The following is a 26,588-nucleotide window of genomic DNA, read 5'->3' as shown; positions in this document are numbered from 1 at the left end:
CCGGAACGGCCGGGGGCGTTGTTCAACTTTCTGAATAAGCTGGGCGGGAAGTGGAATATTTCGATGTTCCACTACCGTAATCATGGGGCTGCGGATGGTCGGGTCGTGGCGGGACTGGTGGTGCCGGAGGATGAAAGGCACCTGGTGCCGAAGGCGCTGGCGGAGATTGGGTATCCGTATTGGGATGAGACGAATAATCCGGCGTATCGGTTATTTCTCGGCTGATGGGATCGCCTGAAACGGGGGGTGTCGGATATGGACGTACCCTCTTGATTCTGCCCGAAGGGCGTAGGAGTGCCGGGGTGGCGCTCCACCTTGCCTGCGATCCATTGCGCAGCAATGGCAAATCCAGCACACACGGTGGGTCTGAAATACCGCGTCAGCCGGGTTTACGACTGCTGCGCAGCCGATCGCGAGCAAGCTCCTACGCCTTCGGCAGAAGCGGACTGATGCCAAGCACGAAACCGCCTTCGGCAGAACCAGAGGGGTGGCCGCCTCAGGCACTCACTGCGCTGGCGTAGCCTCTGGCGCGGTTGTCGGCGCGGCTTCTGCGGCTGGCGTCGGGGCTGGCTCTGCTGGCGCAACGGCTTCAGCCTTCACCGGCTCAGGCTCGGCAGGCGCAGGCATCGGCTCGCTGCTTTGCTCGGCGGCGGCTGCCGGTTGCGTCGTTGGCGTGGCCAATGGCGCAGGGGTGGCAGCCGGGGCCGTGGCGGGCGCTTCGGCCGGTTTCTGCTCGGTCAACGCAGCCGCCTTGGCAGGTGCAGGCTCTGGCATGCCCAGATCGGTCTTGGGCTTTTCTTCGATGTGCGCCGCTTTCTTCACCTCAGGCGGCAGGAAATTTTCCACCAACCCAAAGAAGCGGTCATAAAACTTGGAAGACGCCACCGTTTCACTGGCGACCTTGACCATCGAATCATCGGTCGAGCCAATCGGCATCGACACCGAACCCAACACGCCCACACCCAGGCTCGCCGAGTTGTTCACCTTTTTCAACGCATAGCGGTCTTGCAAGGCGTTGGCGAACATCGTGGCCTTGCCATCGGCGCCACCGTCAGCGGCACAGACCACGTTGAAGCTGATTTCCATGTGGGTTTCGCCGGTCTGCTGGAAGCTCTTGTGACCGGCAATCATCTTAGGATCACTGCTGGTAATGATGTACCCCTGACTCAACAGGGCGCGGCGGCCCGCTTCGCAGGTGGCGGCATCGGAAACGGGATAGGTGCGTGAGAACGTCCCGGCGTCATCGAAGTTTTCGTGCTCGTAAATGGCCTGTTTCTTGGACGAGCAGCCTGCGGCGGCCAGCAGGGCGAGCGCCCAGCATGCAGTACGAAAGCTCAGTAATTTAGACATCAAACATCCCGGGGAAAAAGGTCGACAGAACAGTGGACCGGAGAAAACGCGGGTAAGTCTGCAACAAGCACCGCGCAGGATCAACGCAGAGTTTGCACAGATGTCGATACATACCGGGTTTTCACCGGTAATCCAGACGTCCCGGCCCCATCGCACGGCGCTATGGGGCAAATCGCAGACGCCATTACTCCACACATTAAAATCGCTGGACGGTCCGGACAATCGACCGACGGCCGATTTTACCCGCCCTAGAACCCTCACCAGACGGTCCATTTGCGAAAGCGTCGAACCCGGCATATTGTCTTTGTAACATTTGGTAATAACTTGCCAGTCGAGCACAGGGCATGCCCCTGCGGCGTCCGAGGACCATGAACTATGTCGCACGTTGTAAACTTCGCCGTGTCGGACTGGGCTCCCCGGCTGGACGCTGAAACCCAGGCAAGCATCATCGACGCACTTGAATCCGGTGATGTGGTGTTTCTGCCACAACTCGAATTCGTCCTCGAAGAAAAAGAACGCACCCTCTTTCAATCAGCCCTGCTGGGCCGCAGCAAAAACATCAGTTTCTTGCCCGCCAAAGGCGAACTCAAGGGCACCGACAGCATCGGCTCCGAACGGCACGTGCTGCAGGCCATGATGGCCCGTTTCGCCCGCGCTACAGCAGACCTCACCTCTCACCTGCTCGGTCTCTATGCCGGCGAATTGAAGCAAGCACGTACCAGCTTTCGTCCCGTGGAAATCGTTGGTCGCCAGACGTCCTGGCGCAAGGACGACTCGCGCCTGCATGTGGATAACTTTCCCTCATCACCCTGCGGCACGCAGCGCATTCTTCGGGTGTTCAGCAATGTCGACCCTGGCAACCACCCGAGACACTGGCGAGTGGGCGAACCGTTCGAATCGGTGGCCCGGCATTACCTCAAGACGCTCAAGGCGCCGCTGCCCGGCTCAAGCCGCGTCTTGCAAACCCTGGGCATCACGAAAACCCGCCGCAGCGAATACGACCACTACATGCTGCAACTGCATGACCGGATGAAGGCTGACACCGCTTATCAACAACGTGCAGGCTACACGGACGTCTCGTTCCCGTCCGGCAGCAGCTGGATGGTCTTTACCGACCACGTCTCTCATGCCGCCATGGCCGGGCAATTCGCGCTGGAGCAGACCTTCATGCTGCCGGTGGACGCGATGCATACCCCGAGCCAGGCCCCACTCCGAATTCTGGAAGGGTTGATGCAGCGACGGCTGGCCTGATACGCCAGCCGGGAAACGCCTCAGCGCTGACTCAGATCTCACCGTGTTCCAGACGCACGCCGAGAAACTCCAGCGCGCGCCAGTAGCCCGGGTACGTCTTTGCGACGCAATCCGGGTCCTGGATACGCACGCCGGACACTTTCAGCCCTGCCAAGGCAAAGCACATGGCAATGCGGTGGTCGGAGTGGGTGTTGATCAGCGCGGTGCTGCTGGTACCCGCGAGACCCGGATCGGACGCCACCAACAGATCGTCACCTTCGACCGTCGCCAGCCCCGGACGTACCTGGTTGAGGCCGTCATACAGCGCCTGAACGCGGTCGCATTCCTTGACCCGAAGATTGGCCAGATCGACAAAACGCACGGGGGTATTGTTGAACGCCGCCAATACCGCCAGCGTCGGGATCGCGTCCTGCATCTGCGAGCCGTTGATCACCGGCTGCATGTTCGGGAACTGCGCAATCATTTCCATCGCTTTCGCGTCTGGCTGAGTGAACGCCTCGGCCGCCACACCCAGATCGATCTTGCCGCTGGTGAGCGCTTCGGCCGCCCACAGGTAAGTCGCCGCCGAGGCGTCTGGCTCAATGTGGTAATCGCAGGCGGTGTAGCCGGTCGGCGACACGCGCCACAGGGCTTCATCCACCACCTCGACCTCAGCCCCGAAGGCGCGCATGCAGGCCAGGGTCAGATCGATGTAGCCACGAGCGCCAATCTCCTTGCCGGTCAGCGCCACTTCAATAGGGGCCTCACCGCAGGCCGCGACCATCAACAGGGCCGACACGTACTGGCTCGACAAACCGCCGTCGATTTCGAAGCGTGTGGCCTTGATCGCGCCCGTGCCATGGATCACGACCGGTGGGCACCCAGTGGCGCTTTCGGCGCTCAGACCGCCCTTGCGCAGCGACTCCAGCAATGGGCCGATCGGACGCTTCTGCATGTAATGGTCGCCATCAAGGGTGACGACCCCGTTGACGGTCGCGACGGCGGCCGTCAGGAAACGCACGGCGGTGCCTGCGTTCCCAAGAAACAGAGCCGCGTCAGGAACGTTCAGACGGCCACTGCTGGTGACCACAAAGCTGGTGTCGTCCGGCTCATCGATGGTCACGCCCATCTGCCGCAACGCGTTGGACATGTGCCGGGTGTCATCGCTCTTGAGCGCGCCGCGCAGGTGGCTGGTGCCCCTGGCCAAGGCCGCCAGCAGCAACGCACGGTTGGTAATCGACTTGGAGCCGGGGGGCGCGACATGTCCCGTCAACGGTACACCGGGTGGAATCACAGTGATGGTTTGGTTCATGCCCATGGTCCAGCTCTCCAAGTTCGAAATCAGCGCCGCTTTAAACAAGCCGCCAATCATGGCATTTATCGTGGTGATCTGCAGCAGCCCTATGCCACGAGCGCTGCAGGAAAAGTCAGCCGCTAGCGCGGGCTCTGTCGGTTGGCACGGTACTCACGCCCCACCTGCGCCAGCGAGGCCAGGGTGTCGTTGTGGGGCCGAAACCCCAACACATCGCGGGCTTTGCTGGAGTCCACCGTCAGCGAACCGCACAGCTTCGTGTAGGTGTCTTCCTTGCCAATCAGCCTGAACAGAAACGCCAAGAGCGAGGGCGGTACGGGAATGGACCACAGCCGCTTTTGCATGCCCTGCGCCAGCGCGACGAGGATCTGATGGGTGGACACGTCGGAGCCGTCGCTGGCGAGGAACAATTGGCCAGCGGCGTCAGGATGCTGAATAGCGAGCGCGATCAGATTCGCGAGGTTATCCACGGAGATCAGGCTACGGGCATTGCGCACCTGCGCAAGCGGGCTGGGCAGGCCTTTTTCGACCACTTTGAGCAGGGTTCGAAAATTGCCCAGCGCTTCAGCGCCGTAAACCAACGGCGGGCGAATGATCACCCACTCCGTGGGCGTTCCGTCGAGCAGCGCACGCAAACCGTTCTCGGCATCGAGCTTGGAGCGGTCATAGGCCACCACCGGTTGCGGCGCCGACGCTTCGGTAAAACGCTGCTGCTCGGAGGCATTGCCATTGACCCGGATCGTACTGACGAAGACGAAACGTTTGACCCCGGCTTCCAGAGCCAGCCGTGCAAGCCGAACAGTGGCTTCGTGATTGACCTCCCGGTAGAGCTCCGGCGCGTCATTGCGTGGGTCCATCACATGCGCCCTGCCCGCCAGGTGCACGATGCAGTCCATGCCATCAACGCAGTCCTGCAGCGAAGGCGTATCAATGAAATCCTTCGCACGATGATCGACACCGGCAACGGTCCCATTGCCTCGACGGGACAGTCCGATGACCCTGTGCCCTTGTTCGATCAACACCTGGCAAAGCCGCGTGCCAATGAACCCGGTGGCGCCTGTGACGAGAATCCGCATGATTCGCTCTCCATGGACTGGGCGGGATGATAAGCGCTGAAATGAGGGGCTGCTTTTCGCAGGCACAAAAAAAGCGACCCTGAGGTCGCTTTCTTTGTCGCTTCAAGGAGTTCAAGGGCCTTGAAGCTATGTATGGCGCAGCGGACGGGACTCGAACCCGCGACCCCCGGCGTGACAGGCCGGTATTCTAACCGACTGAACTACCGCTGCGTGTCGCACAGACTTTCATCTGTTTAACTCTTTTCACAGACTTTCGTCTGTTTAACACTTTCGAAACAAGTCTCGTGTACGTGTTTCGTATAACACTGATCGAAGGCCTTTGCTTTCAATCTCAAACCAGACTCGGAAGTCTGATCTGGAAAATATGGCGCAGCGGACGGGACTCGAACCCGCGACCCCCGGCGTGACAGGCCGGTATTCTAACCGACTGAACTACCGCTGCGCAGTGGTGGACTTTCGTCCTGCTGAATCTCAGTAGCCTTCAGCGTGCTTTAAAACTTCTCAACGATGGTGGGTGATGACGGGATCGAACCGCCGACCCTCTGCTTGTAAGGCAGATGCTCTCCCGGCTGAGCTAATCACCCTTTGCTTCGCTGAGGCCGCGAAATTTACGCAGGTGCCGAACCTAAGTCAATAGCCTGATTGAAGTTTTTTTTAAAAAGCAGTTTTGAGCTGCAAGCTTCAAGCGGGAAGTTAAAAGCAAAAAAGCGAACGCTGAGGTCCGCTTTTCACTTGAGGCTTGCAGCTTGAAGCTCGCAGCTGCCTCACTCAACGTAGATCATCTTCTTGCTCATGCCACCGTCGACCACAAACTCCTGCCCGGTCACGAAACCGGCGTTCTTCGACAACAACCACGCCACGGTCGCGGCCACGTCTTCCACCGTCCCTACCCTGCCCGCCGGATGCTGCGCGTGATCGGCGTCGGATAGCGGCTCGGCACGGCGCCTGGAAGGGTCACGGGCGTCGATCCAGCCGGGGCTCACGGCATTGACCCGTACCTGTGGGCCAAGACTCATCGCCAGCGCATGAGTCAGCGCCAGCAGACCGCCCTTGCTCGCGGCGTACGCCTCGGTGTCCGGCTCGGATTGTCGCGCCCGCGTTGAACTGAGGTTGACGATGCTGCCACCGTGGGCACGCAAATACGGGGCACAGTGCTTGGCGAGCAGCATAGGGCCGGTCAGGTTCACCGCCAGCACACGGTTCCAGTGGGCCAGATCGAGGCTTTCCAGCACCGTATTGCGAGGGTCGGCCACGGCCGCGTTGCAGACCAGCGCGTCCAGGCGACCAAACATGCCCAGTATTTCAGCGACGCCACTGGCGACCTGATCTTCACTGGACACATCCATGCCGATGAACGACGCGTTTTCACCCAGCACACCCGCCACCGCGTCGCCGCGCTGCCGATCGACATCCGTCAGCACGACCTGCCAACCCTCAGTGATCAGCCAGGCGGCGATGCCCAACCCGATTCCCCGCGCGGCGCCTGTCACCAAGGCAACGCGGCCGTTGTGCACACCGGCGGCTTCCACCACTAACTCATTCACAGGCATCACTCACAACGCGGCCAGGCCACGCGCCAGATCGGCCTTGAGGTCGGCCACATCTTCCAGACCCACCGCCACGCGGATCAGGCTGTCGCGAATGCCCGCTGCTTCACGCTCCGCCGGCGACAAACGGCCGTGGGACGTGGTGCTCGGGTGAGTGATCGTGGTCTTGGTGTCGCCCAGGTTGGCCGTGATCGAAATCAGGCGTGTGGCATCAATGAAGCGCCAGGCGCCCTCTTTGCCGCCTTTGACTTCGAAGCTGACCACGGCGCCAAACGCCTTCTGCTGACGCTTGGCCAAGTCATGCTGCGGATGGCTTTCGAGACCGGCGTAATGCACCTTCTCGATACCGTCCTGCTGCTCCAGCCATTGCGCCAGCTCAAGGGCGCTCTGGCAGTGGGCACGCATGCGGATGTTCAGGGTTTCGAGACCCTTGAGAAACAGCCAGGCGTTGAACGGGCTCAGGCTCGGGCCTGCGGTACGAAGGAAGCCGACGACCTCTTTCATCTGCTCGCTGCGACCGACGACCACGCCCCCCATCGCACGGCCCTGGCCGTCGATGAATTTAGTGGCCGAATGCACCACCACGTCCGCGCCCATGCGCAGCGGCTGCTGCAAGGCCGGGGTGCAGAAACAGTTGTCGACCACCAGCATCGCGCCTTTGGCATGCGCGATTTCAGCCAGTGCCGCGATGTCCACCAGCTCGGCAAGCGGGTTGGACGGCGACTCGACGAACAGCAATTTGGTGTTGGGCTTGATCGCCGCGTCCCAGCCGGACAATTCGGCCAGCGGGACGTAATCGACCTGAACACCAAAGCGTTTGAAATACTTCTCGAACAGGCTGATGGTCGAACCGAACACGCTCTTCGACACCAGCACGTGATCGCCTGCGCTGCACAGACTCATCACGGTCGCGAGGATCGCCGACATGCCAGTGGACGTCGCCACCGCCTGCTCCCCCCCTTCGAGCGCCGCGATGCGCTCTTCGAAGGAGTGCACCGTTGGGTTGGTGTAGCGCGAATAGACGTTACCCGGCTGCTCGCCCGCAAACGTCGCGGCCGCATCGGCTGCCGTGCGGAACACGTAGCTGGAAGTGAAAAACAGTGGATCGCTGTGTTCGCTCTCCGGCGTACGGTGCTGACCAGCGCGTACGGCGAGGGTGTCGAAACCCACGCCTTCCAGATCGCTGTCCAGTCGACCGGCATCCCATTGCTGAGTCATGCCGCCTACTCCTTGTCTGAATTAGTTGTTGTACAGATCGATGATCGCACTCACAGCCTGAGTCTTGACCTTGGAAGCGTCGTTACGCGCCTGTTCGATCTTGTTCAGGTAATGCTCGTCGATGTCACCGGTCACGTACTTGCCGTCGAAGACCGAGCAATCGAAGTTGTCGATCTTGATCTTTTTGCTGCCACTCACCGCCTCGATCAGGTCCGTCAGGTCCTGATAGACCAGCCAGTCGGCACCGATGAGGTCGGCCACGTCCTGGGTGGAACGGTTGTGAGCGATCAGCTCGTGGGCACTCGGCATGTCGATGCCGTAGACGTTAGGGAAGCGCACGGCCGGGGCCGCAGAACAGAAATAGACGTTCTTGGCGCCGGCTTCACGGGCCATCTGGATGATCTGTTTGCAGGTAGTCCCGCGTACGATCGAGTCGTCGACCAGCATCACGTTCTTGCCACGGAACTCCAGCTCGATGGCGTTGAGCTTCTGGCGTACGGATTTTTTCCGCGCCGCCTGGCCCGGCATGATGAAGGTACGGCCGATGTAACGGTTCTTGACGAAGCCTTCGCGGAATTTCACGCCCAGGTGGTTCGCCAACTCCAGCGCGGCGGTGCGGCTGGTGTCCGGAATCGGGATGACCACGTCGATGTCGTGCTCAGGGCGTTCGCGCAGGATCTTGTCAGCCAGCTTCTCGCCCATGCGCAGACGCGCCTTGTAGACCGAGATGCCGTCGATGATCGAGTCCGGACGCGCCAGATAGACATGTTCGAAAATGCACGGCGCGTATTTCGGATTGGTCGCGCACTGACGGGTGTGCAGCTTGCCGTCTTCGGTGATGTACACGGCTTCGCCCGGAGCCAGATCACGGATCAGGGTGAAACCCAGCACGTCCAGCGCAACGCTTTCCGAGGCGATCATGTACTCGACGCCTTCATCGGTGTGACGCTGGCCGAACACGATCGGGCGGATGGCGTCCGGGTCGCGGAAACCGACGATGCCGTAACCGGTGATCATGGCCACGACCGCGTAGCCACCGCGGCAACGGTTATGCACGTCGGTGACGGCGGCGAAGATGTCTTCTTCGGTCGGCTGCAGCTTGCCGCGCACGGCCAGCTCGTGAGCGAAGACGTTGAGCAACACTTCCGAGTCGGAGTTGGTGTTGACGTGGCGCAGGTCGGATTCGTAAATTTCCTTGGCCAGTTGCTCGACGTTGGTCAGGTTACCGTTGTGCGCCAGGGTGATGCCGTACGGCGAGTTGACGTAGAACGGCTGGGCTTCGGCCGACGTCGAGCTGCCCGCGGTTGGATAACGTACGTGACCGATGCCCATGTGTCCGACCAGGCGCTGCATATGGCGCTGATGGAACACATCACGAACCAGACCGTTGTCCTTGCGCAGGAACAACCGGCCATCATGGCTGGTCACGATACCGGCAGCGTCCTGGCCGCGGTGCTGGAGGACGGTGAGCGCGTCATACAGCGCCTGATTGACGTTCGACTTGCCGACGATACCGACGATGCCACACATGCGACACAACCCCTACTTAGTGGAACTGGATTTACCGATCACATCCTGCGGCGTTACCGACGGCAGGAGTTGATCCTTGAACGGGATATCAACAGGTACGCTGATCCCGCTGGCGAGCCACTTGCTGGACATCCCGAGAATCAGGTTTTTCGACCAGTCAGCGACCATTACGAACTGCGGCAGCAATCTGGACTGCTGCCACCATTGATCCTGTTGCACCGGGCCCAGGCTCAACAGCCCGACCGCAACCACAACCAGCAGGCCTCCGCGCGCGGCGCCGAAGACCATGCCCAGAAAACGATCGGTCCCGGACAGGCCGGTGACGCGAATCAGTTCCCCGATAAGAAAGTTGACCATGGCGCCGACCAAGAGTGTGGCGACGAAAAGAATGGTGCAGCCCGCAATCACGCGCGCCGAAGGTGTTTCGATGTAATTGACCAGATACTGGGCCAGCGAACCGCCAAACATCCAGGCTACGGCACCTGCGATGATCCAGGTCAGCAAGGACAGTGCTTCTTTGACGAAGCCGCGCTTGAGACTGATCAAAGCGGAGATGGCGACAATCGCAATGATCGCCCAGTCAACCGGAGTAAATGACACGTTGCAGCCTACAGACTGATGAGGCGGCGCATTTTAGCAGAGCGCTCGCCCGGCGGTAAGCAGGGATTGTGGGTGGGCGGCAATTAAGACAAACGATGGGGTCTGAGCGCGAAGCTTGAGGCTTCGCGCGAAACCTGCCTCTTATTTATGCTCGGGCTGAAAGCGCACCACGATACCCTTGAGCTTCTGCTGCTTGTCGAGCTGGTCGCGCAGGCGGTCGGCTTCGGCGCGCTCGATCAACGGCCCGACGAAGACACGATTCACGCCATCCGACGTCCGGATGTACGCGTTGTAGCCTTGGGTGCGCAACGTTTTCTGCAATGCGTCGGCGTTCGCCCGGTTCGACAGGCTGGCCACTTGGACAGCCCAGGTGATGGAAAGACCGTTCGCGTCGACTCGGTTGGTGTCCTGAGCCAGTGCAGGTGGCGCGGCAGGTGCTGGAACAGTTGCTTTTGCGGGGGCTGGTGCAGGCGCCGGAGCAGCCGGTTTTGCAGCAGGCGCAGGCTTGGATTGCGGCGCAGGCTTGGTGGGCGCCGGAGCGATCGGCATCGAAGGCGGCTGCTGATTGACCGGTTGCGTGGGCTGAGCCAATTCTTCGTCGCTCGGCACCGGCTCCTGCGGCAGCGGCTGCTGCTCGGGCACCGCCACCGGGTCAACCTTAATCTGCGCAGCGGCAGGCGCTTGAGGTGCCGCCGGGGCGTCCACCTGTACATGGCGTGCTTCATCCTGACGCGAAAACAGCATCGGCAGAAAAATCACCGCAATGGCAATCAATACCAAGGCACCGACCATCCGCTGCTTGTACGCCTTATCCAGCAAAGCCATGTGTCACTTCCTCCGTGACGCGCCAGCAAGCCATTCCAGGGCCTCGGCTACGCAATAAAAAGACCCGAACAGAACGATTTCGTCGTCAGCCGTGGCGTGAGCGCACTGCGCTTCAAGCGCCTGCGCAACACTGGGGTAGGACGTCACGACCGCGCCAAGGTTCTGTAATGCCTCGGCAATCTCTTGTGCCGAGCGACTGCGCGGGGTTGGCAACGGCGCCACGGCCCAGCTTTCGAAACAGGCGGTCAGCTCGCTCAACACGCCGTCCACGTCCTTGTCGTTGAGCAGGCCGAATACCGCCAGACGCTTGCCTTTGATCGGACGTTGATTCAAACGCTGGGCGAGGAACACCGCCGCGTGCGGGTTGTGACCCACATCAAGCAGGACGTGCAGCGGCTTGCCTTGCCATTCGAACGAACGGCGATCCAGACGCCCGGTCACTTGCGTATTCGATAGCGCCTGGCGGATCGACGCCTCCTGCCAAGGCAAGCCCAGCAGCAGGTAAGCCTGCAACGCCAGTGCCGCGTTCTGCATCGGCAGATCGAGCAGCGGCAGATCGCGCAATTCAACACGCTGGCCATCGGCACCCGTGCCGAACCAGTGCCAGCTCGATGCACCGAGGGTCAGATCGAAATCAGTGCCGCGCAGCGACAGCGGGCACTTCAAGGCGCTGGCTTGATCCAGCAATGGCTGCGGCGGGTCAATATCACCGCACAGCGCAGGACGACCTTCACGGAAAATGCCGGCCTTTTCGAACGATACTGATTCACGGGTGTTACCGAGCCATTCGGCGTGATCGACGCCAATGCTGGTCACCAAGGCCATGTCGGCGTCGATCAGGTTCACCGCATCCAGACGCCCGCCCAGGCCGACTTCCAGTACAACAGCGTCCAGCGCCGCCTGCTCGAACAGCCAGAACGCGGCGAGAGTGCCCATTTCGAAGTAAGTCAGGGATATATCACCCCGCGCCTTCTCGATGACGTCGAATGCTTCGCACAGCTGTTCGTCGGTGGCTTCGACGCCCTGCACCTGGACCCGCTCGTTGTAACGAACCAGGTGTGGCGAGCTGTAGACGCCCACCTTGAGGCCTTGCGCCTGAAGCAACGATGCCACGAACGCGCACGTCGAGCCTTTGCCGTTGGTGCCTGTCACCGTGATGACACGCGGAGCGGGACGACGCAGGCCAATGTGCAGCGCCACCTGTCGCGACCGCTCCAGACCCATGTCGATGGCCGACGGATGCAGTTGCTCCAGGTAGCTGAGCCAGTCGCTCAGAGAGCGTGCGGTCATATGTTGGCCGGTGCAGGGGGCACCACGATCGGCTCAAGTTTCGGCGCCACGAATTTAGGCGTCGGCAAACCCATCATTTGCGCCAGCAAGTTACCCAGACGCTGACGCAGCTCCTGACGGTGAACGATCATGTCGATCGCACCGTGATCCAGAAGGAATTCGCTGCGCTGGAAGCCTTCCGGCAGTTTTTCACGCACGGTCTGCTCAATGACGCGTGGACCGGCAAAACCGATCAGGGCTTTCGGCTCGGCCACGATCACGTCGCCCAGCATCGCCAGACTAGCGGAAACGCCGCCGTAGACCGGGTCGGTCAGCACGGAAATGAACGGCAAGCCTTCTTCGCGCAGACGGGCCAGTACAGCAGAGGTCTTGGCCATCTGCATCAGGGAGATCAGCGCTTCCTGCATGCGGGCGCCACCGGACGCCGCGAAGCAGATCATCGGGCAGCGTTTTTCCAATGCGTAGTTGGCGGCCTGCACGAAGCGCTCACCGACGATGGCGCCCATGGAGCCACCCATGAATGAGAATTCGAAGGCACTGCACACGACCGGCATGCCCAACAGGGTGCCGCTCATGGAAATCAGCGCGTCTTTTTCACCGGTCTGCTTTTGTGCAGCGGTCAGGCGGTCTTTGTACTTCTTGCTGTCGCGAAACTTCAGGCGGTCGACCGGCTCCAGGTCGGCACCGATCTCCTGACGGCCTTCGACGTCGAGGAAGATGTTCAGGCGCGCGCGGGCGTCGATACGCATGTGGTGGTTGCACTTCGGACAGACGTCAAGGGTCTTTTCCAGCTCTGGACGATAAAGCACCGCCTCGCAAGACGGACACTTGTGCCACAGGCCCTCAGGTACCGAGCTTTTCTTGACCTCGGAACGCATGATCGAAGGGATCAGTTTGTCTACCAACCAGTTGCTCATGCTTTCTTTCTCCAGTACCGGTGGCCAGAACGCAGTGGCATCGAAGCCACGCGCATGCCTTTAAACTAAATTCGTGTGCAGTGTCGCGAAGTGTCCTGCAACGATCGGCGCCAACGCCTGACCTGCTGCCACGACACATTCGTCGACACTGCCCTCAACTGCTTACAGCGAAACGCTTGCACGTCTTCGCCCGTTCAATTTTGGCGACCCGCGAACCGTGGTCGCAGGGTAGTGGACGGCGACCGCCGGTCTGTCGTCACATCGGCGGCCATCACCACCGGAAAAAACCGTTCAGGCCCCGTGGACCGCACTCATGAAGGCCCGGATCTTGTCGTGATCCTTGAGCCCCTTGGACTTCTCAACCCCGCCACTGACGTCCACGGCATAGGGACGAACCTGAGCAATCGCCTGGGACACATTGGCCGACGTCAATCCACCCGCCAGAATGATCGGTTTGCTCAACTGTTTTGGAATCAATGCCCAGTCGAAAGTTTCGCCCGTGCCACCCGGCACGCCAGCCACAAACGTGTCGAGGAGGATACCGCTCGCCTTGTCGTACAGTGCGCAACTGGCGGCGATGTCGTCGCCAGCCTGGACCCGCAGGGCCTTGATCCAGGGACGGTGGTAGCCCTCACATTGTTCGGGGGTTTCATCGCCATGGAATTGAATCAGGTCAAGCGGGACGGTATCGAGCAGCGCCTTAAGCGCCTCGCGTTCGGCATTGACGACCAGCCCGACGGTACTCACGAAGGGTGGCAATTGGGCGATGATCGCCTGCGCCTGCTCGGCCGTGACGGCCCGTGGACTCTTGGGGTAGAACACGAAGCCGATGGCATCGGCTCCCGCATCGACAGCGGCCAGCGCATCTTCTATGCAGGTAATCCCGCAGATCTTGCTGCGAACGGCTGACATGTAGTGAATACCTCAAGCCTTGCGAAAGTCACGGATGGTAGCAAATGCTGTTCCGGGCGTCAGCCGCCAAGTTCCGAGAAGCCTGTAAGAAAGTGCGGCCCGATGTAGCGTTCCGGCAACGGGAACTCGTCGCGGTATTCGACCTGAACCAGATAGAGGCCGAATGGGTGCGCCGTGACACCCCCCGTACGCCGAATGCGACTTTCCAGCACTTCCTTCGCCCACTCGATGGGCCGTTCCCCTGCCCCGATAGTCATCAGCACGCCCGCGATATTGCGCACCATGTGGTGCAAAAACGCGTTTGCTCGAATGTCGATGACAATCATCTTGCCGTGACGCGTGACGCGCAGGTGGTGGAGCTGCTTGATCGGTGATTTGGCCTGACATTGGCCGGCACGAAACGCGCTGAAATCGTGGGTACCCACAAGGTATTCCGCTGCCAGCGCCATGCGCTCAACGTCCAGCGGACGGTGGTTCCAGGTGATTTCCTGGCCCAGATGCGCGGGGCGAATCTGGTCGTTGTAGATCACGTAGCGATAGCGTCGGGCGATGGCTTTGAAGCGCGCGTGAAAGTGCGCAGGCATTTCCTTGGCCCACGTCACGCTGATGTCGTGGGGAAGGTTGATGTTCGCGCCCATGGTCCAGGCTTTCATCGTGCGCACCGCCTGGGTGTCGAAGTGCACAACCTGACCACAGGCGTGAACTCCGGCGTCGGTACGTCCGGCGCACATCAGGGAAACTGGCGAATCAGCGACTTTCGACAAGGCGTTTTCCAGGGTTTCCTGAACGGTCAGCACGCCGGTGGACTGGCGCTGCCAGCCGCTGTAGCGCGAACCTTTGTATTCCACGCCCAGTGCGATTCTGGAGAAACCTTCGTCGGCCATTTCGGAGGCCGCTGTTCCTGCCTCGGTGTCTGTAGTTGCCAAGTGCTTAAAGCCTGTCGATGTGCGCAAGGGCGGCCATTATACGGATGAAGGCAAAAGACACCATTGGTGACCGACAAAGGCTGGGCAATCGCAGTCGTTGTAGGAGCGAATTCATTCGCGAGAGGCCCATCTGGTCGACACATCTCTTTCGCCTGATAGATTTATCGCGAATGAATTCGCTCCCACAGGTTTCTTCTCCTTGTTTGGCCATAAACGAAAACGACCGCCGAAGCGATCGTTGTCGATGCAGCGTGAAGGTTGTCAGACCAATCGCGACAGCATCTCGCGAGCTTCGGTCTTCTGGCCGTCGTCACCTTCAGCCACGACTTCATCGAGGATGTCACGAGCGCCATCAGCGTCGCCCATTTCGATGTAGGCGCGGGCCAAGTCCAGCTTGGTCGCCGCTTCATCGGTGCCTGACAGGAAATCGAACTCCGGCTCGTCGTCCGCCAGCAGCGCGTCATCCTCGGTAAAGGTCGGCGCATCGTCGAACGGCTTGGCGATTGGCGGCTGTTCGAGACTGCTGGAAAGACGCTCAAGTTCGGCGTTGACGTCGTCGATCTCGGAAGCAAACGCTTCAGAAGCCTGATCGGTTTCGATCTCGTCCGCCAACGACAGGTCGAAGTCCGCGGGCAATTCGAGTTCGTCATCATGGCCCGGCTTGCTGGCGCCCAGATCGGCGGTTTCCTCGAACGGCGGCAAGTCGCTCAGTTCGTTGTCGAGACCCAACAGATAATCATCTTCGGCTTTGAGGGCGGGTTGATCTTCCGACAGGTTAAGGTCGAAATCCGCCAGGTCATCCGGCTCTGCCGCTTTCGCTTCAGTCTGTTCGCGAAGGATCGCGTCGAAATCCAGATCGTCCGCTGCCGCCCCACCAAACGGTGCGTCCAGGTCCAGATCATCAAGCCCGTTATCGGCATGAGGCGCGCCGTAATCTTTCACTTCGGTCGGAGAAGCGGCCTCCAGATCATCCAGACTGAGGTCGAACGCCGTGTCGAAATCGTCAGGCGGCTCAACGACAGGTGCAGGAGTAGGTTCAGGTGCAGGTGCAGGTGCAGGCTCCGCCTTATCGGTCAGCAAATCCTCAACATACTTGGCGTCCATTTCCGCTGCCAAAGCCGCCGCTGCTGCAACGCCTGCGGCCGCCGCGGCAGCTGCTGCCATGGCGGGATAGCGGGTCTTGAGCTGCTCGACTTCAGCGTGGTTCTTTCCCGTGGCCACCAACTGCCGCTCTTGAGCGACGAAACCGGCCTGATTGTCCTGCTGGGCGTAGATTTCCATCAGTTTAAGACGCAGTTCGCTGCGCTGGGGCTCTTCTTTTATCGCCTCTTCCAGCAGTGCGGCGGCCTGGTTCGTACGGCCATAAGCGATGTGGATTTCCGCCTGGACCAGCACATCAGCCGGGCGCTCACGGGTCGGCTCGATGATGACGGCCGACAGAGGTGCCGGCTTTACCGCTGGCGGAGGCACCTCCAGACCCTCAAAACTGCTTTCAGGCATGTTCATGTCGGACGCAAAGTCGGACTCTTCGGCCAGCGCACGCGCCATTTGACGGTGTCTTTCAGCCTCAAGGATGGCGTTACGACGACGCACCAGCAGCAAGACCAGTAGCAACAAGACCAGAATGGCAGCGCCACCGATCAAGCCCATCAGCATCGGGCTGGCGAGGATCTTGTCCAGCGAACTCTGGTTGTCGGGATTGACGGCATCGGGCGGCACCACCAATGGCTGATCAGGCGTCGCGCCAGTGACCTTGGCACCTTCGACCGGCAGCGCGTCTTCCGGCGCGATTTCATTCGGCGGCTTGCCAGCAGAATCCGGAGCAGCCGGTGGCGGCACGATCTGCGCAGGCATGGCCGGGTTCGCGGCGTTGTTCGGGTTGGTCACGCTGTTCGGGCTGACGGTGCCATTGGCATCGCTGGCCGGTGGCGGCGGAGGCACCGCAGCACCCGCCGCCTGCATCTTGGCCAGTTGATCGTTTTTCAGTTCGATCAAGCGCTGAAGCTTGTCGACCTGACTTTGCAGATCACCCATCCGGCTTTTCAGCTCGGCGTTGTCGCGACGGGTGCTGTCCAGATTCTCCTGGGTCACCGCGAGTTTGTTGCTCAGTTCGGCGTCGCCTGCCGCCCCTTTCGCGCCCGGTTTGTTGCCCGAGACCAGGCTGAGGTTGTCCTTGGCGTCGATCTGCGCAGGGGCTGCACCGGCGCGGTCGCGACGGGTCGCATCCACCTGGCGGGCGCCAGTCGGTAAACGACGGCCTTCGCGCCAGGCGCGGTTCTGTTCCGCGACTTCGGCCACGGCACGCGGTTGCGGCGTCGCGGTGGCTTCTTGCGGCGACGGCAGGCGCAAGACCTGACCTTTCTTCAGCCGGTTGATGTTACCCGCGATGAACGCATCGGGGTTCAACGCCTGAATCGCCAGCATGGTCTGTTGAACGGTGCCGCCATTGCGCACGCGCTCGGCGATCTCCCACAACGTGTCGTTGTTGGCGGTGGTGTATTGGGTGTATTTCGGTTCTGGGGGCGCTGCCGGGGTCGGCGCTGGCGTCGGTGCAGGCGGCGTCTGGGCAACAGGGGTTTGAGCGGGGGCCGTCGCCGGAGCAGTAGAAGGCAGCTGAGCCGTGGCTGCGGCCGCCGCTTGCGGGGAGACCTTCGGCGGATCGAGTAGCAGGCTGTACTCGCGCAGCGCCCGGCCATTCGGCCAAAGCACTTGCACCAGGAATTTCACATAAGGGTCGCGGATAGGCTTGCTGGACGTGATGCGCAGAACGCTTTTGCCGCCAGGCGTCACGACGGGGGTGAACGTCAGGTCATCAAGCACTGCGGTTTTACCGACCCCCGCCTGGGCGAACTCGGCAGAGCTGGCCAGACTGGGCACCACCTGCGCGGAAGTGAGGTCCTGCACTTGCGTGAGTTCGATCTCGGCAAGCAGTGGCTGGTTCAGGCTCGACTTCACGGTCAAACCACCAAGGCCCAGCGCCTGCGCCATTCCGGATGACAACGCCGAGGCTGCAGCGATTGCTAAAACCAGTTTACGAACCTGAACCATAGCCCATCCCTTGTTTAAAATTTCCCCGGCGACCGAGAAGATAAAGCCTGCTAGGGCGTAGGGCGTTTCTACAACGCCACAGCTAGAATGATTCTTTGAATTGTTGGCAAGTATCTTTTACACAAGCTCTTTTATCAACAATTCAGCGACCTGCACAGCGTTCAGCGCTGCCCCCTTGCGCACATTGTCGGATGTAACCCAGAAGCTCAGCTCGCGCGCATCGTCGATACCCGCCCGCAAACGTCCTACATAGACAGCGTCCTGCCCCACCGCATCGCCCACTGGCGTCGGGTAATCGCCCGCATCCACGAGATCGATTCCGTCCGCAGCATCCAGCGCAGCCCCGACCGCAGCCAGATCGAACGGGGAAGCGGTCTGCACCGACACACTCAGGCTGTCGCCAAAAAATACCGGCACTTGAATGCAGCTCGCGCCGACCTTGATTAAAGGCAGCGACAGCAGCTCACGCAACTCGTCGACCATACGTTTTTCCAGCGGGACGTGGCCTTGCGCATCCGGCACGCCGACCTGAGCGAGGACGTTGAAGGCCATTTGCCGGTCAAACACGCGGGGTTCCAGCGGGCGCACATTGAGCAGCTCGGCGGTCTGTCGGGCCAGTTCGGTCACCCCTTCCCGCCCCAGACTGGACACTGCCATGCAGGCCGTCACGTTCACGCGACGGATGTCCAGGAGGTCCCGCAACGGCCCGAGCACCATCGCCAGCGCTGTTGCGCCGGGGCTTGGGCACGCCACTTGAAAGGGTTTGGCCAGCCCGCTCAGCAACGCCCCGTTCACCTCGGGAATGAGATTCGGTGCTTGATCGACGGACAGGCCGCCCGACAGGTCGATCACCGAACAACCCGCCGCGGTCGCCCGGGGAGCATAACTGCGAGTCACCGCAGGGCCCGCCGCAAAAAACACAAGATTCACTTTGCTGAAATCGAACGTGTCGACTTCGCGTACACGCACGTTCTTGCCTCGATACGCGACCGAACTGCCTGCCGACTCGACGCTGGCCAGCAAATGCAGATCGCCCACAGGGAAGTCACGCTCTTCGAGAATCTGGACGATGGTTTCGCCGACAGTACCGGTGGCGCCGATCACGGCGATATCAAAGGACTGGCTCATGCAAAAACCTCAGAAAAATCGGGGGGCGGCACTTTAACCGCGAGAGGGGCGCCAGGCAATTCGCCTGGCAGATACAACGCTGAACCGTCAGGGCTCCAGGCCTATCGTGAAGAACTCGCCATGGCTCCAGACACCCAACCAACGCTTTCCGTCAATGACGCGGGTAACCGCCAGGTCCACCAGTTGATAGAAGACATTGCGATGGATCAGCGCCTCAAGATTGCTACGCACATGCACATAAGGCGCAGGTTCTTGAGTGACGGGGTCGATGCTGACCCGCAACGGGTGCTCGGCACTGGCGTCAATCACGTCATCGACCTGGGTGGTGAAACGCAAGACCTGTGACTCGCCCTCGCCTTCCACTTCCAGCAGGACAGCCACGAAGGGCGCATCGTCAACGGTGATACCGACTTTCTCTACGGGCGTGATCAGAAAGTAATCATCGCCGTCTCGCCGGATAATGGTGGAAAACAGCTTCACCATCGGCTTGCGGCCGATGGGCGTTCCCAGATAAAACCACGTGCCATCGCGGGCGATGCGCATGTCGATATCACCGCAAAAATCCGGGTTCCACAGATGTACAGGTGGCAAGCCTTTGCCGGTCTTGGGCAATTGCGCCAACAGGTCGTTGGCTTTTCCCGGACCACTCATACGCGACTCCTCAGCGGGCTTCGACGCCCAATAAGCTGCGAGCGTAATCCTCCATGGGTGGGCCTAGCAAATCTTCGGGCTTGGTGTCGTGCAGGGTGAGCAGGCCGCCACGGCTGTGAATGCGGGCGCTGTCGATCAGGTAACGGGTGTTGGTTTCAATCAGCATCAGTTGAATAACGCCGCTGTCGATGCCCAGACGGTCGAGGGCTTCCTGGTCGGACCACTCGTCAAAATTGCCGATACGGTCGTCTGCCTTGGCGAAACGGGTGTAGAGCAGATAATGCGCGCCTGCCGCACGGGCTTCGTTCATGGCCTCGTCCAGCCCTTCAGGTGCGCGAGCGCGGCGGACCATCGGGAAGTATTCGATGAAGCCGTTGAACGCCTCTTCGGCGACGACGTTCGGGCGCGGGTACGCTCCACCCGGCGGGGCAAACGCACCTTGAGCGATATAGATGAAGGAGTCCGGTTGCAGGCGGAAATTGTTGATCCGCCGCGTCGAGCTGTGGTCCAGCAGACCCGCGTCGCTGAGTTCGTCATGGGCGCCCTGTGCCAGATCGCTGACGTGCATGCAGCCACTCAAGGCCAGGACGGCCAGCAGTAAAACCAGACTACGCATTGTTTCCTCCAAAGTCCGACGACGGAAAACCGGCGAATGGCCGGGTAATGCAGCTTTTGCGCCATGTCGAACAATTGGGGAAGGGCCCGTCAGCCGCCAATAATCTTCATCACCGTCGCGCCACCGGAAAACGCCACGGCCTGCTTGTCATCCAGCGCCTTGACCAACAGACGTTGCAGCGCAGGCAGGGACTGGTGGCGCGGTTTGTCCAGCAGATCACCCACGTAGTGCCGATTGCTGGAAGACAAGCAGCCATGCAGCCAGCCCGTCGACGAGAGGCGCAAGCGCGAACACGTCCGACAGAACGGCACGCTTTCGTTGGCGATCACGCCAAAATACCCCTTGCCCGGAATCCGGTAGCGCACGGCGGTCGCATCCACCGGCGCGTCGGCCTGCTGGTATTCGTGATGCGCGCCAATCAGCGACAGCAGCCGGTCCAGGCTGACGAATTGCCGATGGAAACCGTTGGCGTCGTTCGCCAGATGCCCCATGCGCATCAGTTCGATGAAGCGCAACTCGTAGCCGCGCTCAAGGCAGTAATCGAGCAGCGGGACGACCTGATCCAGATTACGGTCGAGCAAAGGGACCATGTTGACCTTGATCTGCAGCCCGGCCGCCCTCGCCTGCTCCATGCCCTCCAGCACGGTGGCCAGATCGCCGCCACGGGCAATGGCTCTGAACGCTGACGGATCTAGCGTATCGAGGGACACGTTGATCCGGCGGATGCCCGCATCCAGCAGGATCGGCAGTTTGCGGGACAGCAACTGCGCATTGGTGGTCAGGCTGATGTCGGCCAGCCCCATGCGCCCCACCCGGCTCATGAAACGTTCAAAGCGAGGACTCACCAGCGGCTCACCCCCGGTGATCCGCAACCGCTCGATGCCCGCCGCTTCGATCAGGTACTCCACGCCTCGGATCATCGCCTCGGCAGACAGCTCATTGCGCGCAGCCACCAACCGCTTACCGTCGGGCACACAGTAGGTGCAGGCGTAATTGCACGCAGACGTCAGACTGATTCGCAAATTGCGGAAACGTCGGCCTTGGCGATCAACAATCATGAAAGCTCCGGGAGGTTAGGCAGCGCGCAAAAGCTGACTCATAAATCAGCTTTTAGCAAGCGTTATTCCGGACAGAGACGGTCATGAAGCGAGCGAGCAACCGCACGATGCCCTCTGACCCGCTTCATCAAGGAAACATCGCTCAGTTGCCGGGGACTTCCGGCTTGGGGTCGTGGCCGATTTCAGGGTCACGCTTGCGCTTGTTGCCCATGCGCACACCAATGTCCATCAGGAACTGGAAGAAGCCTTCCTGATCTTCCAGCACATTGCTCCAGAACGGCGAGTGATACAGCGCCACAGCGCCGTGCACCAAAGCCCAAGCGGCGCAGTAGTGGAAATACGGCGGAACGTCTTCCAGTTTGCCTTCGGAAATGCGGCCTTTGATCAACAGCGTCAAACGTTCGAAGTTCGAGGCACGGATATTGTGCAGCTGCTCGACCATCTCAGGCACTTGATTGCCCTTGACCACTTTCTCTTCCAGACGGTCGAACAGGCGATAGCGCTGCGGATCACGCATGCGAAATTCGAAATACGCGCGGGACAACGCTTCCTTGTCCTTGTCGACGTCGGCGGAGTGCAGCAGCTCGTTCAAATCGCGCTCGTAGTCGAGCATCAGGCGCAGGTAAATTTCCGCCTTCGATTTGAAATGCTTGTAGATGGTGCCTTTGCCGATACCCACGGCATCCGCGATCATCTCGACGGTAACGCTGTCTTCACCCTGTTCAAGAAACAGCTTTAACGCGATGTCTAGAATTTCCTGCTCACGGCGGCGAAACTCACGGACTTTACGAGGTTCTTTCTGCATAGGAAGAGACTGTCGGTTCAAAATCGAAGCCGCACATTATGCCTAATCGGTTTCAAATTGCACGGCTCATCCGACGATGTTCATGTTCAAGACCGATTAAGCCGCAATAGCTGCGTTTTTGACCCGCCACGCCGTGTCGGTCCACATTGCGAACGTCGGATGACGTGCTTTGCGGTATCAACAAACGCCTGGGTATTCCAAAACTGTTTAAAAAACGTACAGCCTTGCGCTGGACGCCTGCGGAATATGACCAATACTTAACACGTCGGTGCGGCATCTCCCCCAAGTGCTGGCACCGGTAAAGACACCAATGGATAGCGTGTCTTTGTTTACTCCTAATGGTCTTAACCCGGATTCACCCCCCAGAACCCGGGTTTTTTTTGCCCGTCATTTAACGCCGCGTCTCAGGCCGACTTCACCCGGGCCAGCGGGAACAGGCGCTTGAAATTGTCAGTGGTCTGCTCGGCGAAACGCTCGAAGCTCTCCCCTCTGAGCATCGCCAGGAACTCGGCCACTTCACGCACGTATTGCGGCAGGTTGGGCTTGCCACGGTAGGGAATCGGCGCCAGATACGGCGAATCCGTTTCCACCAGCAGGCGATCGGCCGGGACTTTGCTCGCCACATCCCGCAGCGCATCGGCATTGCGGAAGGTTACGATGCCTGACAGCGAAATGTAGAACCCCAGGTCCAGCGCGGCCTTCGCCATGTCCCAGTCTTCGGTGAAGCAATGCAGCACGCCCGCCTGAGGCAACGCGGCTTCACGCAACAGTTCAAGCGTGTCAGACCGAGCGCCACGGGTGTGAACGATCACCGGTTTGCCTGTCCGGTTCGCAGCCTCTAAGTGCAAGCCGAAGGACGCTTGCTGCAGTTCGGCCGCTTCTGGCTCGTAGTGATAATCCAGGCCGGTTTCGCCAATCGCCACCACCCGGGGGTGATTCAACTCGCCGAGTAGCCACTCCAGCGCAGGGGCTTCGCCCGGTTTGACGTCCAGCGGGTGAATGCCCACCGAGCAGTCCACATCGTCGTAACGATCAGCCAGGGCTTTGACGTCGCTGGCGTTGTCGGCGCTGACACCGATACACAGAAAATGCCCGACACCCCGTCCGCGCGCCGCTTCCAGCGCATTATCGAGAGAGCCTGCGTGTTGGGTGAGATCGAGACGATCGAGGTGACAATGGGAATCTACGAGCATGGGAACCGGAACAATTTACATCGTGTGAGTGGGACGGTCGGATTTGAGGGCACCGGCCAAGTAGTTTTCGATCATGTTGCGGGCGGTGTTGTCGCCGTCGTTGAACTGCACGCCAACGCCCGCCGCGCGGTTGCCCTGGGCACCTTTGGGCGTGATCCAGGTAACCTTGCCCGCGACCGGGATTTTTTCAGGCTCGTCCATCAGGTTAAGCAGCATGAACACCTCATCTCCCAGCTTGTAGCTCTTGCTGGTGGGGATGAACAGGCCGCCATTCTTGATGAACGGCATGTAGGCGGCGTACAGGACCGACTTGTCCTTGATGGTCAGGGACAGGATGCCGTTACGTGGACCCGGGCTCAAGGGGACGCTCATCTCAACTTCCTCATGGGTACTGATGTCATGCAGATGGCCAGTCTACCCCTGTCCGGTCAGAGATGCCCACTGCACCAATAACGCTTCGAGCAACAAAACACGGTTGAGGTTCGCTTTCGACAACACTTTCTGGCGCTGAAGCAGCACCCAGTCCTGCATCGCGAGGACTTTACCCTGTGGGGACTTCTGCGCCAGGTACTGCAACACCTTGCGCATGTCGGCCAGTCCCAGCCCGGTTTCGTCTTCGGTGAGCTGATAGCGCAGGATCAGGTTCGACCAGTCGCAGAACCAGTCGAAAAGCAGCAACAGCGGGACGTCTTTCCAGCCCTCAGCCAATTGCGTAGGCGATTGCTGGCCTTTAAGAAGCTTCTTGACCCCATCGACCACCAGCGCACGCTGTTCACGCACGCCTTGGGCCTGAAGACTGACGGCAGCCAGCGGCGAACCTGCGGCCAGGGTCAGCAGTTCGACCCGTTCTTCGTCGGTGCAGTCCGACAACGCATCAGCCAGCCACGCGACACTCATCGCTTCGCTCGGCAACGGACAGGCCTGTTGCACGCAGCGGCTCTTGATCGTCGGCAACAGACGGCTCGGTTGATGACTGACGAGCAACAGCACGGTATCGCCGGACGGCTCTTCAAGGCTTTTCAGCAACGCGTTGGCGGCGTTGATGTTCATCGACTCGACCGGCTCGATCAGCACCACCTTGCGCCCGCCCATCTGCGCGGTTTGCACCACGAAGCTGACCAGATCGCGCACCTGATCGACCTTGATCGCCTTGTCCGCTTCTTCCGGCTCCAATACGTAATTGTCCGGGTGGCTGCCGGCCGCGAGCAGCGAACAGGACTTACACTGCCCGCAGGCTTCAAGCCCGGAGGGACGCTGACACAACAACAGACGCATCAGGCGCTCAGCCAGCGCCCGCTTGCCGATTCCGGCTGGCCCATGCAGCAAATAGGCGTGGGCGTGTTGAGTGCGTCCGGCCAGTTGCTGCCAGAGGTTTTGTTGCCAGGGATAGGCATCAGCCATGCTGACGATCCGCCAGCCGCTTGAGCAGGTCCGGCACCAGTTCGTCGAGAGACGCCTGCACCTGATCCAGCGGCAGCGCGGCGTTCACCAGACGATAACGGTCAGGCGCTGCGGCAGCACGGTTCAGGTAGGTGCTGCGCACCGCGTCGAAAAACGCACGGCCTTCCTGCTCGAAACGATCCAGGCGACCACGGGCGGTGGCGCGGGCCAGACCGATTTCCACGGGCAGGTCGAACACCAGCGTCAGGTCCGGGCGCAACGCTCCCTGAACGAACGCTTCCAGCATGGCGATGCGTTCGACCGACAGGCCACGGCCGCCACCTTGATAGGCGTAGGTGGCATCGGTGAAACGATCGCACAGGACCACCGCGCCTCGGGCCAGCGCCGGACGAATCACGCCTGCCAGGTGCTGCGCACGAGCGGCAAAGACCAACAGCAGCTCAGTGTCGGCGTCCATGGTTTCATCGCTGGGGGCCAGCAACAGTTCCCGGATACGCTCGGCCAGCGGCGTGCCGCCGGGTTCACGGGTCAACACCACGTCAATACCGTGGCTGCGCAGGCGTTCGGCGAGGTGTTCACGGTTGGTGCTTTTGCCAGCACCCTCCGGGCCTTCCAGCGTAATAAACAAACCAGTCACAGGCAGTCCTTAATCAAAGTCATTGCGGGCGCGACTCGGCTTTATCGGCCTTGTCACTGGCCTCAGTCGGCGGCTGCGGTTTTTCAGCATTCGACGGTTCAGTCGTGGAAGGCTCAGCCCTCGACGACTCAGGCGTCGTGGTCTTTGAAGCGTCCTGCTCGGAAGGCTTCTCATCCGGAGCGGGCACCTGAGGCAAGGGAGCGGGCGCCGATTCCACCGCAGGCTTTTCTGTGGTCGGCACAGGATCGACGTCCGACGTTGGCACAATAGCCGGTGGCGACGCAGGCGCCGGGCTGGAACGGTAGTCCGCCCGACGTTTGAGCTGGTATTCCTTGACCGCCGCGTTATGGGCGTCGAGATCAGCCGAGAACACGTGACTGCCATCCCCTTTCGCAACGAAATACAGGCTGTTGCCAGCCACCGGGTTCATCGCGGCATGAATGGCTTCACGCCCCACCATTGAAATAGGCGTCGGCGGCAGCCCGGACACCACGTAGGTGTTGTAAGGCGTCGCCTCTTTCAAGAACGCCCGCGTGATCTTGCCGTTGTAGCGTTCGCCCAGGCCGTAGATCACCGTAGGATCGGTCTGCAACAACATGCCCTGTTGCAAGCGACGCACGAACACCCCGGCGATCTGCCCGCGTTCCTGTGGCACGCCCGTTTCTTTTTCCACCAACGACGCCATGATCAACGCCTGATAAGGGTCGACATAAGGAACGTCGGCAGCGCGCTTGTCCCATTCCTCTTGCAGCACATCGTCGAGGCGGTTGTAGGCCTGCTTGAGCAACTCGACGTCGGTCATGCCGCGCACGTAGCGATAGGTATCAGGAAAAAACCGGCCTTCCGGGAAGACGTTCGGATGGCCGATCTTGGTCATCAGTTCGCTGTCGCTCAGGTTAACGAGGGTTTGTTCCAGCTTGGGCTGCTTGGCCAATGCCGCGCGCACCTGGCGGAAATTCCAGCCCTCGACCAGCGTCAGGCTGTATTGCACCACTTCGCCCTTCTGCCACAGCCCCAGCAGCGACTTGGCGTTCATGCCCGGTGTCATGCGGTATTCGCCACTGTGCAGCGACTGGCCCGCGAGGTTGAAGCGCCAGTAAAGACGCAGCCAGAGCGCATCCTTGAGAATGCCTTCGCTTTCCAGACGATTGAGTACGCCGGTGGGCGACGCACCCGATGGCACGTCGAGCAGGCGCTCTTGCGTCAAATTCAACGGTTGTTGCAGCGCGTTGTTCTGCTGCCAGAAGGCCAGACCCAACAACAGCCCTGCCAGAACCACACCCGTTTCCAGCAAGACGAATAATTTTCGGATCACGAA

The 26,588-nt window shown here is 60.6% G+C and carries 23 protein-coding genes, 3 tRNA genes and 2 pseudogenes; 2 read left to right on the top strand and 26 right to left on the bottom strand.

Going from position 1 to position 26,588, the window contains the following annotated elements; genetic code table 11:
* Positions 1–225: pseudogene (locus GVN17_RS19015) on the top strand (threonine ammonia-lyase, biosynthetic); the annotation flags it as partial.
* 279 nt (positions 226–504) lie between these two features.
* On the opposite strand, the gene GVN17_RS19010 reads toward GVN17_RS19015, so the two are convergent.
* Positions 505–1,350: a DUF2242 domain-containing protein gene (locus GVN17_RS19010; RefSeq protein WP_166596789.1), complete on the bottom strand. Its 846-nt coding sequence runs from the start codon at positions 1,348–1,350 to the stop codon at positions 505–507.
* 375 nt (positions 1,351–1,725) lie between these two features.
* Here GVN17_RS19010 and GVN17_RS19005 point away from each other — a divergent pair, with 375 nt between their 5' ends.
* A complete protein-coding gene (locus tag GVN17_RS19005; protein ID WP_166596788.1) occupies positions 1,726–2,601 on the top strand; it encodes a Kdo hydroxylase family protein in 876 nt (291 codons plus the stop codon).
* Between the two features lie 31 nt (positions 2,602–2,632).
* Here GVN17_RS19005 and GVN17_RS19000 read toward each other — a convergent pair whose 3' ends face one another.
* From GVN17_RS19000 to mltG, 25 genes and pseudogenes are all read right to left on the bottom strand, one after another.
* Positions 2,633–3,898 (bottom strand): 3-phosphoshikimate 1-carboxyvinyltransferase, encoded by a 1,266-nt coding sequence (locus GVN17_RS19000; RefSeq protein ID WP_166596787.1) that lies wholly within the window; start codon positions 3,896–3,898, stop codon positions 2,633–2,635.
* A gap of 116 nt (positions 3,899–4,014) precedes the next feature.
* Positions 4,015–4,968 (bottom strand): NAD-dependent epimerase/dehydratase family protein, encoded by a 954-nt coding sequence (locus GVN17_RS18995; protein ID WP_166596786.1) that lies wholly within the window; start codon positions 4,966–4,968, stop codon positions 4,015–4,017.
* 133 nt (positions 4,969–5,101) lie between these two features.
* A tRNA-Asp gene (locus tag GVN17_RS18990) sits at positions 5,102–5,178 on the bottom strand.
* A gap of 155 nt (positions 5,179–5,333) precedes the next feature.
* A tRNA-Asp gene (locus GVN17_RS18985) sits at positions 5,334–5,410 on the bottom strand.
* A 66-nt stretch (positions 5,411–5,476) separates the two neighbouring features.
* Positions 5,477–5,552 (bottom strand) — tRNA-Val (locus GVN17_RS18980).
* A gap of 180 nt (positions 5,553–5,732) precedes the next feature.
* Positions 5,733–6,497, bottom strand: a complete 765-nt coding sequence (locus tag GVN17_RS18975) for an SDR family oxidoreductase (RefSeq protein WP_371928576.1) — start codon at positions 6,495–6,497, stop codon at positions 5,733–5,735.
* Positions 6,498–6,521: 24 nt separating this feature from the next.
* Positions 6,522–7,733 carry an O-succinylhomoserine sulfhydrylase gene (locus GVN17_RS18970; RefSeq protein ID WP_166596784.1) on the bottom strand — a complete coding sequence of 404 codons (1,212 nt, stop codon included), beginning with the start codon at positions 7,731–7,733 and terminating at the stop codon, positions 6,522–6,524.
* 21 nt (positions 7,734–7,754) lie between these two features.
* On the bottom strand, positions 7,755–9,263 hold the full coding sequence (gene purF / locus GVN17_RS18965; protein ID WP_166596783.1) for an amidophosphoribosyltransferase: 1,509 nt from the start codon (positions 9,261–9,263) through the stop codon (positions 7,755–7,757).
* Positions 9,264–9,275: 12 nt separating this feature from the next.
* On the bottom strand, positions 9,276–9,863 hold the full coding sequence (locus GVN17_RS18960; protein ID WP_166596782.1) for a CvpA family protein: 588 nt from the start codon (positions 9,861–9,863) through the stop codon (positions 9,276–9,278).
* Positions 9,864–10,004: 141 nt separating this feature from the next.
* Positions 10,005–10,688, bottom strand: coding sequence for an SPOR domain-containing protein (locus GVN17_RS18955; protein WP_166596781.1), 684 nt, complete (start codon positions 10,686–10,688; stop codon positions 10,005–10,007).
* Positions 10,672–11,978 (bottom strand): annotated as a pseudogene (folC, locus tag GVN17_RS18950) (bifunctional tetrahydrofolate synthase/dihydrofolate synthase). The gene GVN17_RS18955 and the pseudogene folC overlap by 17 nt, the downstream one beginning before the upstream one ends.
* Complete coding sequence (accD, locus tag GVN17_RS18945; RefSeq protein WP_166596779.1) at positions 11,975–12,895, bottom strand: acetyl-CoA carboxylase, carboxyltransferase subunit beta; 921 nt, start codon at positions 12,893–12,895, stop codon at positions 11,975–11,977. Before accD ends, folC begins: the two are co-directional and overlap by 4 nt.
* A gap of 291 nt (positions 12,896–13,186) precedes the next feature.
* Entirely contained in the window at positions 13,187–13,807 is a 621-nt protein-coding gene (locus GVN17_RS18940; RefSeq protein WP_166596778.1) for a phosphoribosylanthranilate isomerase, read from the bottom strand.
* Positions 13,808–13,866: 59 nt separating this feature from the next.
* On the bottom strand, positions 13,867–14,691 hold the full coding sequence (gene truA, locus GVN17_RS18935) for a tRNA pseudouridine(38-40) synthase TruA (RefSeq protein WP_166596801.1): 825 nt from the start codon (positions 14,689–14,691) through the stop codon (positions 13,867–13,869).
* Positions 14,692–14,994: 303 nt separating this feature from the next.
* Positions 14,995–17,781 (bottom strand): FimV family protein, encoded by a 2,787-nt coding sequence (locus GVN17_RS18930; RefSeq protein WP_166596777.1) that lies wholly within the window; start codon positions 17,779–17,781, stop codon positions 14,995–14,997.
* A 117-nt stretch (positions 17,782–17,898) separates the two neighbouring features.
* Positions 17,899–18,909 carry an aspartate-semialdehyde dehydrogenase gene (locus GVN17_RS18925; protein WP_166596776.1) on the bottom strand — a complete coding sequence of 337 codons (1,011 nt, stop codon included), beginning with the start codon at positions 18,907–18,909 and terminating at the stop codon, positions 17,899–17,901.
* Between the two features lie 87 nt (positions 18,910–18,996).
* Positions 18,997–19,560, bottom strand: coding sequence for a DUF1285 domain-containing protein (locus GVN17_RS18920; protein WP_166596775.1), 564 nt, complete (start codon positions 19,558–19,560; stop codon positions 18,997–18,999).
* Positions 19,561–19,570: 10 nt separating this feature from the next.
* Positions 19,571–20,176 (bottom strand): DUF4823 domain-containing protein, encoded by a 606-nt coding sequence (locus GVN17_RS18915; RefSeq protein ID WP_166596774.1) that lies wholly within the window; start codon positions 20,174–20,176, stop codon positions 19,571–19,573.
* A gap of 89 nt (positions 20,177–20,265) precedes the next feature.
* Positions 20,266–21,234, bottom strand: a complete 969-nt coding sequence (locus GVN17_RS18910) for a GTP 3',8-cyclase MoaA (protein WP_166596773.1) — start codon at positions 21,232–21,234, stop codon at positions 20,266–20,268.
* A 142-nt stretch (positions 21,235–21,376) separates the two neighbouring features.
* Positions 21,377–22,039, bottom strand: coding sequence for a TetR/AcrR family transcriptional regulator (locus GVN17_RS18905; RefSeq protein ID WP_166596772.1), 663 nt, complete (start codon positions 22,037–22,039; stop codon positions 21,377–21,379).
* Positions 22,040–22,443: 404 nt separating this feature from the next.
* Complete coding sequence (locus GVN17_RS18900) at positions 22,444–23,232, bottom strand: TatD family hydrolase (RefSeq protein ID WP_166596771.1); 789 nt, start codon at positions 23,230–23,232, stop codon at positions 22,444–22,446.
* 15 nt (positions 23,233–23,247) lie between these two features.
* Positions 23,248–23,604: a PilZ domain-containing protein gene (locus GVN17_RS18895; RefSeq protein WP_037011754.1), complete on the bottom strand. Its 357-nt coding sequence runs from the start codon at positions 23,602–23,604 to the stop codon at positions 23,248–23,250.
* A 42-nt stretch (positions 23,605–23,646) separates the two neighbouring features.
* Positions 23,647–24,633: a DNA polymerase III subunit delta' gene (locus tag GVN17_RS18890; protein ID WP_166596770.1), complete on the bottom strand. Its 987-nt coding sequence runs from the start codon at positions 24,631–24,633 to the stop codon at positions 23,647–23,649.
* Positions 24,626–25,270, bottom strand: a complete 645-nt coding sequence (gene tmk / locus GVN17_RS18885; protein ID WP_166596769.1) for a dTMP kinase — start codon at positions 25,268–25,270, stop codon at positions 24,626–24,628. The genes GVN17_RS18890 and tmk overlap by 8 nt, the downstream gene beginning before the upstream one ends.
* A gap of 19 nt (positions 25,271–25,289) precedes the next feature.
* The gene (mltG, locus tag GVN17_RS18880; protein WP_166596768.1) at positions 25,290–26,585 is read right to left on the bottom strand and encodes an endolytic transglycosylase MltG; all 1,296 of its coding nucleotides are present in this window, start codon (positions 26,583–26,585) and stop codon (positions 25,290–25,292) included.
* Between the last annotated feature and the right edge of the window lie 3 nt (positions 26,586–26,588).

The organism is Pseudomonas sp. SLFW (assembly GCF_009905615.1).
Lineage (GTDB): Bacteria > Pseudomonadota > Gammaproteobacteria > Pseudomonadales > Pseudomonadaceae > Aquipseudomonas > Aquipseudomonas bambusae.
This window is presented reverse-complemented; position numbering and strand designations above follow the sequence as displayed.

Coding starts and splice junctions, on each gene's coding strand:
- GVN17_RS19010 (WP_166596789.1), bottom strand. CDS start 1,350: ATGTCTAAATTACTGAGCTTTCGTACTGCATGCTGGGCGCTCGCCCTG.
- GVN17_RS19005 (WP_166596788.1), top strand. CDS start 1,726: ATGTCGCACGTTGTAAACTTCGCCGTGTCGGACTGGGCTCCCCGGCTG.
- GVN17_RS19000 (WP_166596787.1), bottom strand. CDS start 3,898: ATGGGCATGAACCAAACCATCACTGTGATTCCACCCGGTGTACCGTTG.
- GVN17_RS18995 (WP_166596786.1), bottom strand. CDS start 4,968: ATGCGGATTCTCGTCACAGGCGCCACCGGGTTCATTGGCACGCGGCTT.
- GVN17_RS18970 (WP_166596784.1), bottom strand. CDS start 7,733: ATGACTCAGCAATGGGATGCCGGTCGACTGGACAGCGATCTGGAAGGC.
- purF (WP_166596783.1), bottom strand. CDS start 9,263: ATGTGTGGCATCGTCGGTATCGTCGGCAAGTCGAACGTCAATCAGGCG.
- GVN17_RS18955 (WP_166596781.1), bottom strand. CDS start 10,688: ATGGCTTTGCTGGATAAGGCGTACAAGCAGCGGATGGTCGGTGCCTTG.
- accD (WP_166596779.1), bottom strand. CDS start 12,895: ATGAGCAACTGGTTGGTAGACAAACTGATCCCTTCGATCATGCGTTCC.
- GVN17_RS18940 (WP_166596778.1), bottom strand. CDS start 13,807: ATGTCAGCCGTTCGCAGCAAGATCTGCGGGATTACCTGCATAGAAGAT.
- truA (WP_166596801.1), bottom strand. CDS start 14,691: ATGGCCGACGAAGGTTTCTCCAGAATCGCACTGGGCGTGGAATACAAA.
- GVN17_RS18930 (WP_166596777.1), bottom strand. CDS start 17,781: ATGGTTCAGGTTCGTAAACTGGTTTTAGCAATCGCTGCAGCCTCGGCG.
- GVN17_RS18925 (WP_166596776.1), bottom strand. CDS start 18,909: ATGAGCCAGTCCTTTGATATCGCCGTGATCGGCGCCACCGGTACTGTC.
- GVN17_RS18920 (WP_166596775.1), bottom strand. CDS start 19,560: ATGAGTGGTCCGGGAAAAGCCAACGACCTGTTGGCGCAATTGCCCAAG.
- GVN17_RS18915 (WP_166596774.1), bottom strand. CDS start 20,176: ATGCGTAGTCTGGTTTTACTGCTGGCCGTCCTGGCCTTGAGTGGCTGC.
- GVN17_RS18910 (WP_166596773.1), bottom strand. CDS start 21,234: ATGATTGTTGATCGCCAAGGCCGACGTTTCCGCAATTTGCGAATCAGT.
- GVN17_RS18905 (WP_166596772.1), bottom strand. CDS start 22,039: ATGCAGAAAGAACCTCGTAAAGTCCGTGAGTTTCGCCGCCGTGAGCAG.
- GVN17_RS18900 (WP_166596771.1), bottom strand. CDS start 23,232: ATGCTCGTAGATTCCCATTGTCACCTCGATCGTCTCGATCTCACCCAA.
- GVN17_RS18895 (WP_037011754.1), bottom strand. CDS start 23,604: ATGAGCGTCCCCTTGAGCCCGGGTCCACGTAACGGCATCCTGTCCCTG.
- GVN17_RS18890 (WP_166596770.1), bottom strand. CDS start 24,633: ATGGCTGATGCCTATCCCTGGCAACAAAACCTCTGGCAGCAACTGGCC.